A 14867-nucleotide genomic window follows, 5' to 3' on the forward strand; every position below is an offset into this window, starting at 1 on the left:
TTTTGTGTTAAAGTGACTGGATAGGAACCGCCGGCGGGCGCCTGCGGAGGGGGCGGGGTGTCCTGCCCACCGGGTGACTCGGGCGACGAGGCCGGTGGCGGGTAGGCGCCGCCGGGCGGCGGTTGATCGGTCATGGGCACCCCTTCCACTGCGGACCAGCCGAACCAGGCGGCATTACAGTACCTGAGCGCCCGACGGCCGGGCGAGATACGCGGCGGGCCCCGTTAGCGCCGCCCTGCTGGTCCACGAGGCCCGTCCGAGAGGAAGCCCAGCAGGTCGTAGCGGGTGATCACCCCTACCGGTTTGCCCTCCTCGACCACCATCAGCGCGTCCCAGTCACGCAGCGCCTTGCCGGCCGCGCTGACCAATTCGCCGGCGCCGATCATCGGCAGCGGCGGGCTCATGTGCTGCGACACCGCGTCGGCCAGTTTGGCCCGGCCCTCGAAGACGGCCGACAGCAGTTCGCGCTCGGAGACGCTGCCGGCCACCTCGCCCGCCATCACCGGCGGTTCGGCGCCGACGACGGGCATCTGGGACACCCCGTACTCGCGCAGGATGCCGATGGCGTCGCGCACGGTCTCGGACGGATGCGTGTGCACCAGGTCCGGCAGCTCGCCCGATTTGCGGCGCAGCACGTCACCCACCCTGGCCTGTTCGGTCGACCCGTCCAGGCGGCTGCGCAGGAACCCGTAGGACGACATCCAGGCGTCGTTGAAGATCTTCGCCATGTAGCCGCGCCCGCCGTCGGGCAGCAACACCACGATCAGCGCGTCGGGGCCGGCCTCCTCGGCGACCTTCAGCGCGGCCACCACCGCCATCCCGCACGACCCGCCGACCAGCATCGCCTCTTCGCGGGCCAGCCGCCTGGTCATGTCGAACGAGTCGGAGTCGGACACGGCGATGACCTCGTCGGGCACACCTGCGTCGTAGGCGGCCGGCCAGAAATCCTCGCCGACGCCCTCGACCAGGTAGGGCCGGCCGGTGCCGCCCGAATACACCGAGCCCTCGGGGTCCGCGCCGATGATGCGCACGGGTCCTTCCGGTCGGCCGCCGGACACCTCTTTGAGGTAGCGGCCCGCGCCGGTGATGGTGCCGCCGGTGCCGATGCCGGCGACGAAATGGGTGACCTTGCCGTCGGTGTCGGCCCAGATCTCCGGGCCGGTGGTGGCGTAGTGACTGGCCGGGCCCTCCGGGTTCGCGTACTGGTCCGGCTTCCAGGCGCCCTCGATCTCGCGGGTCAGCCGGTCGGAGACGCTGTAGTAACTGTCCGGGTGCTCGGGCGGCACCGCCGTCGGGCAGACGACCACCTCCGCGCCGTAGGCGAGCAGCACGTTGCGCTTGTCCTCGCCGACCTTGTCGGGGCAGACGAACACGCACTTGTACCCGCGCTGCTGGGCCACCAGCGCGAGACCGACGCCGGTGTTGCCCGAGGTGGGTTCGACGATGGTGCCGCCGGGCTTCAACAGCCCGGTCGCCTCGGCGGCGTCGATCATCCTGGCCGCGATCCGGTCCTTCGAGCTACCGCCGGGGTTGAGGTACTCGACTTTGGCCGCCACGATGCCGGCGCCGTCGGGGACGACCGAATTCAGGCGAACCAGCGGGGTGCCGCCGATGAGCTCACTGATGTGCTGGGCGATCCGCATGCGTTCATCGTCTCAGGCGGATTCCCGGGGTGCACGAGGGCTTCCCTTCGGCGGGCAAGGGCGGTTGCGTTATTCGGTGGCCTCGCGGATGTAGTCGCCGATCTGCCGCAGGGAGCGAACCGCCTCCGGCACCATCGGCGCCGCGAGCTGGAAGTCGTGAACCTGGCCGGGCCACACCCGCACCTCGGCCGGCACCCCCACCGCGGCCAACCGGCTCGCCGCCAGGCGAGCGTCGTGCAGCAACACCTCGGACCCGGAGACGTGGATCAGCGTCCGCGGCAGGCCGGGCTTGATGTGCTCGAGCGGCTCGTAGATCTCCTCGGGTTTCCCCGCCACCTTGTGCTTGTCGGCCGCGCTGGCAACCAGCTCGGCCAGCGCGTCGAACGCCCGGTGGGAGAACATCGCGTCGGTGTTGATGTTGGGGTGCGCCTGCTTGCATTCCTTCGCCAGCTGCAGCAGCGGCGAGATCATCACCAGGGCCGCCGGCTCCTCGCCGCTCTCTTGCAGGCGTTGCGCCAGCGACAGCGCCAGATAGCCGCCCGCGGAGTCGCCGGCCAGCACGATCTGGTCGGGCTGGTATCCGCGCAGCCGCAGCCATCGGTAGCCGTCGTGGCAGTCGTCGAGGGCCATCCCGATCGAATGCTTGGGCAGCAGCCGGTAGTTGACCACCAGGACCGGCGCGTCGGCGGAACTCGACAGCGCCTCGACCAGCCGGCCGTGCGAGTTCGCCCCGCACGTCAGGAAGGCGCCGCCGTGGAAGTAGACGACCACCCGGCGGGTGCCGTCGGCGGGCAGTACGCCCGGCGCGCGCACCAGCTGCGCCGACGCGTTGGGCAGCTTCACCGTCTCGCGGACGGTGGCCGACACGGGCAGCACCGCCCGGGCCGCAAGGTCGATCAGGCCCCAGGGCCAGGGGAAGTTCGGGACGTGGCTGCCGACGGACAGCACCGGCCGGATGGTCACCCGCGACGTCAGGTTGGCCACCCGCGCAGCAACGCTGGGCCCGGACTCGAGAACCTCGACCGGCGTGCCGTCGCTCATCGCGAACCTGCGGGCCTTTGCCCGGCGGGCCCTCAGGCCGTCATGCGGGCGCAGGGCATCTTGGGGCCAGCCGGATACCTTGCCGGGTGCGCTCATGCTCAACACTTCCTACGCCGTTGTAGTGCGACACAGCATGTGACGAGGCGGCCAAGCGTCCGGTTCAGCCGTTTGCCCGAAGCGCTCAGCCAACCCCTGCGGATCAGCGTGACAGGCATTTTCCGGAGCAACGTTTGAATAGCCCGATTCGATACCAATTCGTTTCCCGCCGTGACCGGATTGTTGGTCAGCCGACCTCGCAAACATCCAAGCCGAACTAAACTGGTCTGCGTGACCATGCGGGTGCCGCGTCGTTCGGCGATCGCCCTGGCCACAGCAGGCGCACTCGCCTCGACGGGGACTGCCTATCTGGGGGCGCGCAACCTGCTCGTCGGCCAGGCGACGCACGCGCGCACCGTCATCCCCAAGTCCTGGGACATCCCGCCGCGCGCCGACGGCGTGTACACCCGCGGCGGCGGACCCGTGGAGCGGTGGCACCGCGGCGTGCCCTTCGACCTGAGCCTGATGATCTTCGGCGACTCGACCGCCGCCGGCTACGGGTGCGTCAGCGCCGAGGAAGTGCCGGGGGTACGGATCGCGCGGGGCCTCGCCGAACAGACGGGCAAGCGAATCCGGTTGAGCACCAAGGCCATCGTCGGCGCGACCTCGAAGGGCGTCTGCGGCCAGGTGGACGCCATGTTCGTGGCCGGGGCGCCACCGGACGCCGCGGTGATCATGGTGGGCGCCAACGACGTGACGGCCCTCAACGGTGTGAGCCAGTCGGCCCAGCGGCTCGGGTTGAGCGTCCGCAAGCTGCGCGCCCGCGGGGCGGTCGTGATCGCCGGCACCTGCCCGGATCTGGGTGTCATCACCGCCATCCCGCAACCGCTCCGCTCGCTGGCGCACGAGCGTTGCATGCAACTGGCCCGCGCCCAGGCCGCGGCGGTGCGCTCCGCCGGCGGCATGCCGGTACCGCTGGGCCAGCTGATGACCCCTCAATTCCGGTCCACGCCCCACGTGATGTTCTCGCCGGACGGCTTCCACCCGTCCGCCCCGGCGTACGCGATCGCGGCCGACGCGCTGCTGCGCGCGCTGTGCGAGGCCCTGGGCGAGGAGGTCGACATTCCGCCGCTGGAGTTGGCGGCGTCGACCACCGCGCCGGTGCTGGGCCAGGGGCACACCCGAAGCAGCGTGATGTCGCGGCTGTGGCGGCGCCCGGTGGCGCGACCCGCCCCGTCTTCGTGCCCTCAGGTTGGCAGCGACTAGATTTGTCCTAGCCCGTCGGCGTTCAGTCAACGGTTTGTGAAGCGCACTCGTCGGAATCCGGAAGGGATTTGAAGGGAACCGTTATGCCTGAAGCCGTCATTGTCTCAACCGCTCGCTCGCCGATCGGCCGCGCGATGAAGGGGTCGCTGGTCTCCATGCGGCCCGACGACCTGGCCGCCCAGATGGTGCGCGCCGCGCTGGACAAGGTGCCCGCGCTCAACCCGCACCAGATCGACGACCTCATGCTGGGCTGCGGCCTGCCGGGCGGCGAGTCCGGCTTCAACATGGCCCGCGTCGTCGCCGTCGAGCTCGGCTACGACTTCCTGCCGGGCACCACCGTGAACCGGTACTGCTCGTCGTCGCTGCAGACCACCCGGATGGCGTTCCACGCCATCAAGGCCGGCGAGGGTGACGCGTTCATCTCCGCGGGTGTGGAGACCGTGTCCCGGTTCGGCAAGGGCAACTCCGACTCGTGGCCCGACACCAAGAACCCGATCTTCGACGAGGCCCAGGAGCGGTCGCAGGCCGCGGCCGCGGGCGCCGACGAGTGGCACGACCCCCGCGCCGACGGCAGCCTGCCAGACGTCTACATCGCGATGGGCCAGACCGCCGAGAACGTCGCGATCATGACCGGCATCAGCCGCGAAGACCAGGACCGCTGGGGGGTGCGCAGCCAGAACCGGGCCGAGGAGGCGATCAAGAGCGGCTTCTTCGAGCGCGAGATCTCCCCGGTCACGCTGCCCGACGGCAGCACCGTGAGCACCGACGACGGTCCCCGCGCGGGCACCACCTACGAGAAGGTCTCCGAGCTCAAGCCGGTGTTCCGGCCGAACGGCACGGTGACCGCGGGCAACGCCTGCCCGTTGAACGACGGCGCCGCCGCGCTGGTGATCACCAGCGACACCAAGGCCAAGGAGCTGGGCCTCACCCCGCTGGCGCGGATCGTGTCCACCGGCGTCAGCGGCCTCTCGCCGGAGATCATGGGCCTGGGCCCGATCGAGGCGTGCAAGAAGGCGCTGGCGCGGGCGGGCATGTCGATCAACGACATCGACCTCTATGAGATCAACGAGGCGTTCGCCGTTCAGGTGCTGGGCTCGGCGCGCGAGCTGGGCATGGACGAGGACAAGCTGAACGTGTCCGGCGGGGCGATCGCGCTGGGCCACCCGTTCGGCATGACCGGTGCGCGCATCGCGACCACGCTGATCAACAACCTGCAGACGCACGACAAGACGTTCGGCCTCGAGAGCATGTGCGTCGGCGGCGGTCAGGGCATGGCGATGATCGTCGAGCGGCTGAGCTGACGGCGGCTGTCCCGTCCTAGTCGCCCGGCGTGCGCCGGGGGCTTTGCGCGTGCGTTCAGGGCGAGAAACTCGCCGAGATCCCGCCGCCGGCTCACACCCGAAGCCGTCAATGCACACGCGAGACCCGGCTCAGACGACAAGACCGGCACGCCGATCGGCGTGCCGGTCTTTCGTTGTCGAGAGCTAGTCGTTCTGCAGGTAACTGAGCAGGCGCAGGATCTCGATGTAGAGCCAGACCAGGGTCACGGTCAGGCCGAGCGCGATACCCCAGGCCGCCTTCTCGGGGGCCCCGGCGCGCACCATCTGGTCGGCCGCATCGAAGTCGATCAGGAAGCTGAACGCCGCGATCGCGATGCACACCAGCGAGAAGATGATCGCGAGCGGGCCGCCGCTGCGCAGGCCCAGGCCGGTGCCGCCGCCGACGCCGAACATCGCCAGCACGAAGTTGCCGAGCATCAGGGCCAGCACGCCGAACATCGCGGCGACGAGCATGCGGGTGAACTTGGGGGTGACCCGGATGGCACCGGTCTTGTACACCACCAACATGCCGAAGAAGACACCGAAGGTGCCCATCACGGCCTCCCCGATCAGCACGCCGGCATTCGCGTGCGACACCGAGAAGTTGGCGAAGACGAACGAGATGGCGCCCAGGAAGAGGCCCTCGAGGACGGCGTAGCTGAGCACGATCGCCGGGCTGTCCTGCTTGCGGCCGAAGGTCGCCACCAGCACCAGACCCAGGCCGCCGAGCGCACCGATCATGGTGAGCGGCATCGCCAGCGCGAGGTTGGCGGACACCAGGAAGTAGGAAACCACGGCGGACACCGCCAGCACGGCCAGCGTGATGCCGGTCTTGGTGACGACGTCGTCGATGGTCAGCGGCCGCGAAGCCCTGGCCTCCTGGTAGGGAGCTTGGTAGGGCGCCGCGTAGGGGTCGGCTCCATATCCCTGCATCGGGGCCGCGCCTGTGCCGAACTGCGCGTATCCGCCCCGCTGCTTGGGCAGCGAACGAAATACCGGGTTGCTTGTCTCCCGCACCGTCGGATCCTCTCTATTGGCTTCGAGCTGTGCGAACACCATCTCAACGAGCAGCGTCCCGTCCGGGTTCCCGGCCGACCTGGGCATTTTTCGGTGCCCGGAGCCGTCCCGACGAACGCAGGTGCTGTCGTCGCGTTAAAGATAACCCTTACCCGCGGGTATGGCGCCGGTCGTCACGATCTAGATTTTTCGTCGAGGGTGAACCGGCGATGGGAGGCCAGTGCGTGTCCGACGAGTCCGATGAGGTTCTGACCCGCGTCGACGGCAACGTCGGTCTGATCACGCTCAACCGCCCCAAGGCGATCAACTCGCTCAACCAACGGATGGTGGACGCGCTGCGCGCCATCCTGACCGCCTGGGCGGACGACGACGCGGTGCGGGCGGTGGTGCTCTCCGGCGCCGGCGAACGCGGGCTGTGCGCCGGCGGCGACGTCGTCTCCATCTATCACAGCGCCCGCAAGGACGGGGTGGAGGCGCGGCGGTTCTGGCGGGACGAGTATCTGATGAACGCCCAGATCTCCGATTTCGCCAAGCCATACGTGGCGCTGATGGACGGCATCGTGATGGGCGGCGGCGTCGGCGTGAGCGCGCACGCGAACACCCGCGTGGTGACCGACACCTCCAAGATCGCGATGCCCGAGGTCGGCATCGGCTTCGTTCCCGACGTCGGCGGGATGTTCCTGCTGTCCCGTGCGCCCGGGGGCCTGGGTCTGCACGCGGCCCTGACCGGGGCGCCGTTTTCCGGATCCGACGCCATCGCCATGGGATTCGCCGACCACTACGTGCCGCACGGCGACCTCGAGGCCTTCACCCGCGCGGTCGTCGCCGACGGCGTCGAGAACGCCCTCGCCGCGCATGCCGTTGAGCCACCACCCAGTGAGCTTGCCGCACAACGACCTTGGATCGATGAGTGTTACGCGGGCGAGACGGTCGAAGACATCGTCGCCGGTTTGCGGGACCACGACGCCAACGCGGCCAACGACGCCGCCGACCTGATCGCCACCCGGTCGCCGATCTCGCTGTCGGTGACCCTGGAGGCCATCCGGCGCGCCGGCAAGCTCGAGACCGTGAAAGACGTTCTCGTTCAGGACTACCGGGTGTCGTCGGCGTCGCTGCGGTCGCACGACCTGGTGGAGGGAATCCGGGCACAGCTGATCGACAAGGACCGCAACCCGAAGTGGTCGCCGGCGACGCTGCCCGAGGTGACCCCGGCAGACGTCGAAGCGTATTTCACCCCGGTCGACGACGACCTGAGTTTCTAGAAAGGCGATTTGGTGACTGACACGGCCCCAGAGAACTACGAAACCATCCTGGTCGAGCGCGACGAGCGCGTCGGCACCATCACCCTGAATCGCCCCAAAGCGCTCAACGCCCTGAACACCCAGGTGATGAACGAAGTTACAAGCGCGGCAACCGACTTCGACAACGACCCCGGCATCGGCGCGATCATCATCACCGGTTCGGCCAAGGCGTTCGCCGCGGGCGCCGACATCAAGGAGATGGCGGCCCTGACGTTCGCCGACGCCTTCGACGCCGACTTCTTCGCCCCCTGGGCCAAACTGGCGGCCGTGCGCACCCCGACCATCGCCGCGGTGGCCGGGCACGCGCTCGGCGGCGGCTGCGAGCTCGCGATGATGTGCGATCTGCTGATCGCGGCCGACACGGCGAAGTTCGGTCAGCCGGAGATCAAGCTCGGTGTGCTGCCAGGCATGGGCGGCTCGCAGCGCCTCACCCGCGCCATCGGCAAGGCCAAGGCGATGGACCTGATCCTGACCGGGCGCACCATCGACGCCGCCGAAGCCGAACGCAGCGGCCTGGTTTCGCGGGTGGTGCCGGCCGACGACCTGCTGACCGAGACCAAAGCCGTGGCCACCGCCATTTCCCAGATGTCACGCTCGGCCGCACGGATGGCCAAGGAGGCGGTCAACCGCGCGTTCGAATCGAGCCTGTCCGAAGGGCTGCTCTACGAGCGCCGGCTCTTCCACTCGACCTTCGCGACCGAGGACCAATCCGAAGGCATGGCGGCCTTCGTCGAGAAGCGCGCTCCCAACTTCACGCACCGGTAGGCCTGCGATGAGCGACCCGGGTTCAGCGACGAACACCGACACCGGCGGCAACCCGACGGCCGTCGCCGACGAAGCCGGGCCTGCGCAGACCGGACCCGAAACCGCGCCGGCGGCTCCCGAGCCGCAGCCCGGCCGAAAGCCTTGGTGGGTACGTCATTACACGTTTACCGGCTCCACCGTCGGCCTGATCTTCATCTGGTTCTCCATGACGCCGTCGCTGCTGCCGCGCGGCGCGCTGTTCCAGGGGCTGGTCAGCGGGATCTCCGGCGCCATCGGCTACGGGCTGGGGGTGTTCGCCGTGTGGCTGGTCCGCTACATGGGCGCCAAGGATCACAGTCCCCCGGCGCCGCGCTGGGCGTGGAAGGTGCTGATCCCGATCGGTGCGCTCGGAATGGTGTTGATGGCCATCTGGTTTCACGTCTGGCAGGACAACGTGCGCGACCTGATGGGCGTTGCCCACCTGAAGTGGTACGACTACCCGGTGGCCGCGGGCCTGTCGCTGGTGGTGTTGTTCACCCTGGTCGAAATCGGCCAGTTCATCCGTTGGCTGGTCCGGTTCCTGGTCGCCCAGGTGGACCGCATCGCTCCGTTTCGGCTGTCGGCGACCATCGTGGTGGCGCTGCTCGTGGTGCTCACCATCACCGTGCTCAACGGTGTCGTGCTCAAGTTCGCCATGCGCACCATGAACGACACGTTCGCCTCGGCGAACAACGAGATGAACCCCGACACCGCTCCGCCGAGGACGCCGCTGCGATCCGGCGGTCCCGAGTCGCTGGTGTCCTGGGAATCCCTTGGCCACCAAGGCCGCATCTTCGTGGAAGCCGGGCCCAGAGTGGACCAGCTCACTGCCTTCAACGGGGTCCAGGCGACCGAACCGATCCGCGCCTATGCCGGGCTGAACTCCGCGGACGGCATCACGGCGACCGCCGAGCTCGCGGCGCGCGAGCTGCAGCGCACCGGCGGGCTGCAGCGCGCCGTCGTCGCGGTCGCGACGACCACCGGCACCGGCTGGATCAACGAGGCGGAGGCCGACGCGCTCGAGTACATGTACAACGGCAACACCGCGATCGTCAGCATGCAGTACTCGTTCCTGCCGAGCTGGCTGTCCTTCCTGGTGGACAAGGAGAACGCCCGCCACGCCGGGCAGGCGCTGTTCGAGGCCGTCGACCGGCTGATCCGCCAGATGCCCGAAGCGCAACGCCCCAAGCTCGTCGTGTTCGGCGAGAGCCTGGGCTCGTTCGGCGGCGAGGCGCCGTTCATGAGCCTCAACAACGTCCTCGCCCGCACCGACGGCGCCCTGTTCAGCGGACCGACGTTCCAGAACACCATCTGGACCGACCTGACGGCGACGCGCGACGCCGGTTCCCCGGAGTGGCTGCCGATCTACAACGACGGCAAGAACGTCCGGTTCGTCGCTCGCCCACCCAATTTGGCGCGCCCGAACGCCGCGTGGGACCGTCCGCGGGTGGTGTATCTGCAACACGCCTCGGATCCGATCGCCTGGTGGTCACCCGACCTGCTGTTCAGCCAGCCGGACTGGCTGCGGGAACCGCGGGGCTACGACGTGCTCCCGGAGACGCGCTGGATTCCGGTTGTCACGTTCCTGCAGGTGTCGGCGGACATGGCGGTGGCGGTCGACGTGCCCGAGGGGCACGGCCACCACTACGTCGCCGACGCGGCCGACGGCTGGGCCGCGGTGCTGTCGCCGCCGGGTTGGACGCCGGAAAAGACGGCCAGGCTGCGGCCGCTGCTCCATTCGGAGGCCACCTCCACCGGGTAGCTAGAGCCAGCGGCGGCCCGGGGTGCCGGAATTGGCGAGCACTGCCGGGCCGGCGGCCACCGACCCGGCGCCCGAAAGCTGTTGCAGCACACCGGCGCCCGCCAGCGCGTGGTAGCCGCCGATGACGTCGGTGGCGCGGTGCAGGCCGATGTCCAGCAACGCGGCGGCCGCCAGGCTGGAGGTGTAGCCCTCCGAGCACACGATCGCCCATTCGACGTCGTCGCCGACCGCCTCGGGCAGCCTGGCCTCGCTGGTCGGGTCGCAGCGCCACTCCAGGACGTTGCGCTCGATCACCAGCGCGCCGGGGATGTCACCCTCCCGCAAGCGCTGGGCCTGCGGCCGGATGTCGACCAGCACCGCACCGCGCCGCAGCGCGTCGGGCACCTCGGCGGCCGGCAGCCGGCGGAAACGGCGCCGGGCGGATCTCAACACGGCGTCGATGCGGCTCATCACGGTCCTTCCGGTTGGTCGGTCAGTTCGGTGCGCTGACGGCGCAGCCGATTCCGGCCGGTGATCTGGTAGTAGGACATCGCGGTCAGCGGCGGCGAATAGGCATGCACGCTGAGCGAGGGCCGTGCCGGTGCCGAGACGGGCACGGCCACCGGCCGGGGTGCCCACACCACGTCGTGCACCCAGCCCAGCGGGAACCCGGCCTGATCGCCGGCGTCGAGCCGGCGCTGCCGCAGGGCACGCCCGTCCCAGCGGAATTCGTTGAGCGAGCCGGACACGACGGTCAGCGCGCCCAGGGACCCGCCGTGGTCGTGCAGTTCGGTGTGATGCCCGGGGACCCAGCTGATCAGCCAGACGTCCAGCTCCTCGTCACCGTGGATGCGGGTGAACCAGCGGCGCGACTCGGGTACGCCGCCGGGCGGCAGCAGGTGGTCGCAACGCCCGCTCAGCACGTCGTCGGCGGCCTGGTCGGTGGCGTGCAGGAGGTCGGGAACGCGCAGGCGCGTCGGGCCCGAAGAGGGGGACGAGAAGGGCCGCGGGCGCAACGCAGCCGGGGCGGCAAGGGGCACGGACATCGGGGAGCTCCAGGGAGAAGGATCGGACAGGCGGCGGCGTGTTACGGCCGACAACACTCGCAAAATCCGAAGCGCTCCATCACGGCCGCCAGTGTTGCATAGATTGGCAGGGTGCGCTGGTGCCGTGCCCGTCCCCGGTCCTGGGGACCGCTCGTCGTGGCGGCCGGCCTGCTGTCGGTGATGGGTTGCTCGCACGGCGCCCCCAGCGGCGAGCCCGCGCCCTCAACGGCGCGGCCGACGGGCGTCCCGGCCGACCCGGGCGCGGCGCCCCCGGGCGCCGTCGGACGCTCACCGGCGGGCGTGACGACCAGGGTCGACGTGCCCGCGAATTCGACCGAGGAAGAGTATTACCAGGCCTGCCACGCCGCAAAAGTGTGGATGGACGCCCAGCCCCGGACCGATCGGTCGCTGTTCGAGCCCTACCTGGCGATGGTCCAGGCCGCGCCCGCGGGCACCGCGGGCAGCTGGAACGCCCGATGGGCGGACCTGACGCCGGCTCGGCAGGCGGCGGTCATCACCGCCGCGCGCGCCGCCGCCGACGATGAATGCGACTAGAGCCTTCGAACTCGTGCGCGATTGAATTCACGGGTAGATAAAGTGTCATCCCCGCCGGTGCCGGCCGGTTCCACCGCGCAAAATGAAGGGATGCCGGACGGACCTGGCGGGGTGGTCCCGCGCCGATCGTCACCGACGCGGGTGGCGTTGGCGCTGGGCAGCGGCGGCGCGCGCGGCTACGCCCACATCGGGGTGATCGACGCCCTGCGCGCCCGTGACTACGAGATCGTGGGAATCGCCGGCTCGTCGATGGGTGCGCTGGTCGGCGGTCTGGAGGCCGCCGGCCGCCGCGACGAATTCGCCGACTGGGCGAAGTCCCTGACGCAGCGGACCATCCTGCGCCTGCTGGACTTCTCGATCAGCGCGGCCGGGGTGATGCGGGCGGAGAAGATCCTGGAAGCGGTGCGCGACATCCTCGGCCCCGTCGCCATCGAGCAGCTGCCGATTCCCTTCACCGCGGTCGCGACCGACCTGTTGACCGGTAAATCGGTGTGGTTTCAGCGGGGTCCGGTCGACGAGGCGATCCGCGCCTCCATCGCGATCCCGGGCGTGATCGCCCCCCACGAAGTCGACGGCCGACTGCTGGCCGACGGCGGCATCCTGGACCCGCTGCCGATGGCCCCCCTGTCGGCGGTCAACGCCGACGTGACCATCGCGGTGAGCCTGAGCGGCAGCGAGGCGATCGCCAACCGCGACGCCGACGCCGGCGTGACCGCCGACTGGCTGAACCGCATGGTGCGCAGCACCTCCGCGCTGCTCGACACCTCCGCGGCCCGGTCCCTGCTCGATCGGCCGACCGCGCGCGCCGTCCTGGGCAGATTCGGCGGGACCACCGCCGAATCCGACAGCTGGACCGACGAAGCGGACGCCGACGAGGTCGCCGCCGAGGACGACGCGGTGGGCGAACTTGCCGACGCCGCACCGGACGTCCCGAAGCTGGGCAGCTTCGAGGTGATGAACCGCACGATCGACATCGCCCAGGCCGCGCTGGCGCGCCACACGCTGGCGGTCTACCCGCCCGACCTGTTGATCGAGATCCCGCGCTCGGTCTGCCGGGGCCTGGAGTTTCACCGGGCGGCCGAGGTGATCGCCGTCGGCCGCGCGCTGGCGGACGAGGCCCTGGACGCCTTCGAGAACGACCGCGCCGCGCCGCCCCCGGCCGAAGGCTGAAACCCCTACGGCCGCAACGGCTCAGCGTCGATCGCACCCCAAGAACCGCGCGACGGCCCCGGCTTCGCGGCGGCCCTGCTCGCGCCCGGCCAGCGCCGATGCGACGCGGCACCGGGGGTCCAGCGGGTTGGGCCCGAACGCCTCCAGCGAGCGGTGATCGGCGAACACCGCGAACGTCGCACCGGGGAACGAGGAGATCTCCGCGGCCGGGCCCGCGCCGAACGGGGCGGGCGCGTCCGCGGCCGACGGCACCAGCACCACCGCCGCGTCGCAATCGGCGGCCACGCCGAGGTTGACCAAGCTGGCGACCCCACCGTCCATGTAGCGCCGGCCCGCGATCGCCACCGGCGGCCACGCCCCCGGCACCGCGCAGCTGGCGGCCACCGCGTCGACGAGGTCGACGCGGGAGTCGCGATCGAAGGCCACCAGTTCCCCGGTGTCCGCGTCGATGGCGGTGATCCGCAGCGTCCGGTCGGGCCAGACGTGCGACGGCAGCCGTTGGGCGATCACCCGGCGCCGCACCGGCGGCGCAACGGTTTTGGCGGCCAGCGCCACGGCACCGATCCGCCGCATCTGCTCACGCGTCCGGTCCGAGCCGTCCGCATAGGGCTCGGCCAGGGCGGTCAGGAACATCTCGGTGATCGAGTCGACGTCGACCCCGGAATCGATCTCGGCCGACGATTCGGCGACCTGCCGGTCGAACAGCGCGTCAAGCGGGCTGCCGCCGGCGATCTGTGCGGCCACGGCCGAGCCCGCCGAGGTTCCCACCAGCACGTCGGCGCCCAGCAACAGCCGCGCCGCCGCCGGCGACGCGTCGGCGATGCCCCGCAAAACGCCTGTCTCCCAGGCTATTCCCGCGATCCCGCCGCCGGCCAGCACAAGCGCCCGTCTGGTTGTCACGCCCACCCACTCTGCCAGCAGCCGTGGGCGCCGCAGTGGCGGGGTTTACGGCGAGAGCAGCTGCGCCTGCTGCGCCGGCACGCTGAGATCCTCCTCGCGGATCAGGTGCCTGGGCGGGTCGGGCAGCACCACCTTGCTGGTGATGTGCAGTCCCGCGTCGACATGGACGAGCTCGCCGGGGTCCAGCAGGCGCCAGCGCGGGTCGCCGTCCATCGGTTCACTGGCGAATATCACCGACGATCGGGCGCACAGATGCTTCGACCAGGCGCGGATCCGGTCGGTGCGCATGTGGAAGTCTCGCGCCGACTCGGGCTCATAGCGCCGGTCCAAGACATAGAGCCGGTTGCTCGCCGGGTACCGCAGCGCCCACATCTCGGTGGCCGTACTCAGCAGCACGTTGACCCCGAAGATCGGCACGCTGTCCGCAAGCCACCGGATGGCATCGAGCAAACCCGCTGTCGTGTCGCCGCTTTGGGCTCGGGCGCAACCGGTGATCAAGGCGAAGACCCGCTCGGAGTCGGTGTCGCCCTGCACCAGGTCGTCGGTGCCGAGCTCGCGCAGCCGGGCATCGAGAACCTCCAGCCCCTCGACCACGCCGTTGTGCGCGAATATCCGCCCGTCCTGCAGAAAAGGATGAGTGTTACGGGTCTCGTGTGAGCCGGTTGTCGCGTAGCGCACGTGGGCGATGAAGGTGGTGCCGGTCATCTCGTGGGCGTCTGTGGCGAACGCGGAGTCCTCCCAGGCCGCCATCGGCTGCTTGTCCAGCCGCGGCCGGCCGCGTTCGTCGAAGACGCCCAGGCCGGTGCCGTCCGGGTTCCTCCTGCTCTGGACCGACAGGCTGTCGGGGGCGTCCAACAACCAAAACGTCGCGGTACAAACGTCCGTCCCGGCGTGCAATCCGAAAAGTCGACACATATCAGCACGGTACCCAGGATCGCCTGGTCAACACGCGCGCGAGCTCCGCCCTCATTCGCGAGCAGACGCAAAATCGCACGCTTCGGGGCGAAGCGATGCGATTTTGCGTCTGCTCGCGCCGCCAACCCGCGGCG

At 70.0% G+C, this 14867-nt stretch carries 14 protein-coding genes; 7 read left to right on the forward strand and 7 right to left on the reverse strand.

The features are described 5' to 3' along the window. Positions 1-224: 224 nt before the first annotated feature. Positions 225-1643, reverse strand: coding sequence for a cystathionine beta-synthase (locus BST44_RS08760; RefSeq protein WP_083176670.1), 1419 nt, complete (start codon positions 1641-1643; stop codon positions 225-227). A 69-nt stretch (positions 1644-1712) separates the two neighbouring features. Next, positions 1713-2780 (reverse strand): alpha/beta hydrolase, encoded by a 1068-nt coding sequence (locus BST44_RS08765; protein ID WP_083176672.1) that lies wholly within the window; start codon positions 2778-2780, stop codon positions 1713-1715. 243 nt (positions 2781-3023) lie between these two features. Between BST44_RS08765 and BST44_RS08770 the strand changes: the two genes are divergently transcribed. Together BST44_RS08770 and BST44_RS08775 are read left to right on the forward strand one after the other, a co-directional pair. Further along, positions 3024-3986, forward strand: coding sequence for an SGNH/GDSL hydrolase family protein (locus BST44_RS08770; RefSeq protein WP_142274427.1), 963 nt, complete (start codon positions 3024-3026; stop codon positions 3984-3986). A gap of 83 nt (positions 3987-4069) precedes the next feature. Continuing rightward, positions 4070-5287, forward strand: coding sequence for an acetyl-CoA C-acetyltransferase (locus tag BST44_RS08775; protein WP_083176675.1), 1218 nt, complete (start codon positions 4070-4072; stop codon positions 5285-5287). 183 nt (positions 5288-5470) lie between these two features. On the opposite strand, the gene BST44_RS08780 is transcribed toward BST44_RS08775, so the two are convergent. Beyond that, complete coding sequence (locus tag BST44_RS08780) at positions 5471-6322, reverse strand: Bax inhibitor-1/YccA family protein (protein ID WP_083176845.1); 852 nt, start codon at positions 6320-6322, stop codon at positions 5471-5473. A 224-nt stretch (positions 6323-6546) separates the two neighbouring features. Here BST44_RS08780 and BST44_RS08785 point away from each other — a divergent pair, with 224 nt between their 5' ends. Genes BST44_RS08785 through BST44_RS08795 form a run of 3 tightly spaced genes read left to right on the forward strand, consistent with a single transcriptional unit; the run spans position 6547 to position 10168 of the window. After that, positions 6547-7584 carry an enoyl-CoA hydratase/isomerase family protein gene (locus BST44_RS08785; RefSeq protein WP_083176846.1) on the forward strand — a complete coding sequence of 346 codons (1038 nt, stop codon included), beginning with the start codon at positions 6547-6549 and terminating at the stop codon, positions 7582-7584. Between the two features lie 12 nt (positions 7585-7596). Beyond that, positions 7597-8388: an enoyl-CoA hydratase gene (locus BST44_RS08790; protein ID WP_083176847.1), complete on the forward strand. Its 792-nt coding sequence runs from the start codon at positions 7597-7599 to the stop codon at positions 8386-8388. A 7-nt stretch (positions 8389-8395) separates the two neighbouring features. Then, the gene (locus tag BST44_RS08795; RefSeq protein WP_083176676.1) at positions 8396-10168 is read left to right on the forward strand and encodes an alpha/beta hydrolase; all 1773 of its coding nucleotides are present in this window, start codon (positions 8396-8398) and stop codon (positions 10166-10168) included. On the opposite strand, the gene BST44_RS08800 is transcribed toward BST44_RS08795, so the two are convergent. Both BST44_RS08800 and BST44_RS08805 read right to left on the reverse strand, forming a co-directional pair. Beyond that, positions 10169-10618: a rhodanese-like domain-containing protein gene (locus BST44_RS08800; protein ID WP_083176678.1), complete on the reverse strand. Its 450-nt coding sequence runs from the start codon at positions 10616-10618 to the stop codon at positions 10169-10171. It abuts the gene before it with no gap. Continuing rightward, complete coding sequence (locus BST44_RS08805; RefSeq protein WP_083176679.1) at positions 10618-11193, reverse strand: cysteine dioxygenase; 576 nt, start codon at positions 11191-11193, stop codon at positions 10618-10620. The genes BST44_RS08800 and BST44_RS08805 overlap by 1 nt, the downstream gene beginning before the upstream one ends. Before the next feature lie 180 nt (positions 11194-11373). Here BST44_RS08805 and lpqV point away from each other — a divergent pair, with 180 nt between their 5' ends. Continuing rightward, a complete protein-coding gene (lpqV, locus tag BST44_RS08810; protein ID WP_083176848.1) occupies positions 11374-11748 on the forward strand; it encodes a lipoprotein LpqV in 375 nt (124 codons plus the stop codon). Between the two features lie 90 nt (positions 11749-11838). Beyond that, positions 11839-12918, forward strand: coding sequence for a patatin-like phospholipase family protein (locus BST44_RS08815; RefSeq protein WP_142274421.1), 1080 nt, complete (start codon positions 11839-11841; stop codon positions 12916-12918). Between the two features lie 21 nt (positions 12919-12939). Here BST44_RS08815 and BST44_RS08820 read toward each other — a convergent pair whose 3' ends face one another. Together BST44_RS08820 and BST44_RS08825 are read right to left on the reverse strand one after the other, a co-directional pair. Next, a complete protein-coding gene (locus BST44_RS08820; protein ID WP_083176849.1) occupies positions 12940-13818 on the reverse strand; it encodes a patatin-like phospholipase family protein in 879 nt (292 codons plus the stop codon). A gap of 45 nt (positions 13819-13863) precedes the next feature. Continuing rightward, positions 13864-14733: a class II glutamine amidotransferase gene (locus tag BST44_RS08825; protein ID WP_083176682.1), complete on the reverse strand. Its 870-nt coding sequence runs from the start codon at positions 14731-14733 to the stop codon at positions 13864-13866. Positions 14734-14867: the final 134 nt, after the last annotated feature.

The organism is Mycobacterium scrofulaceum (genome assembly GCF_002086735.1).
GTDB classification, from domain to species: domain Bacteria; phylum Actinomycetota; class Actinomycetes; order Mycobacteriales; family Mycobacteriaceae; genus Mycobacterium; species Mycobacterium scrofulaceum.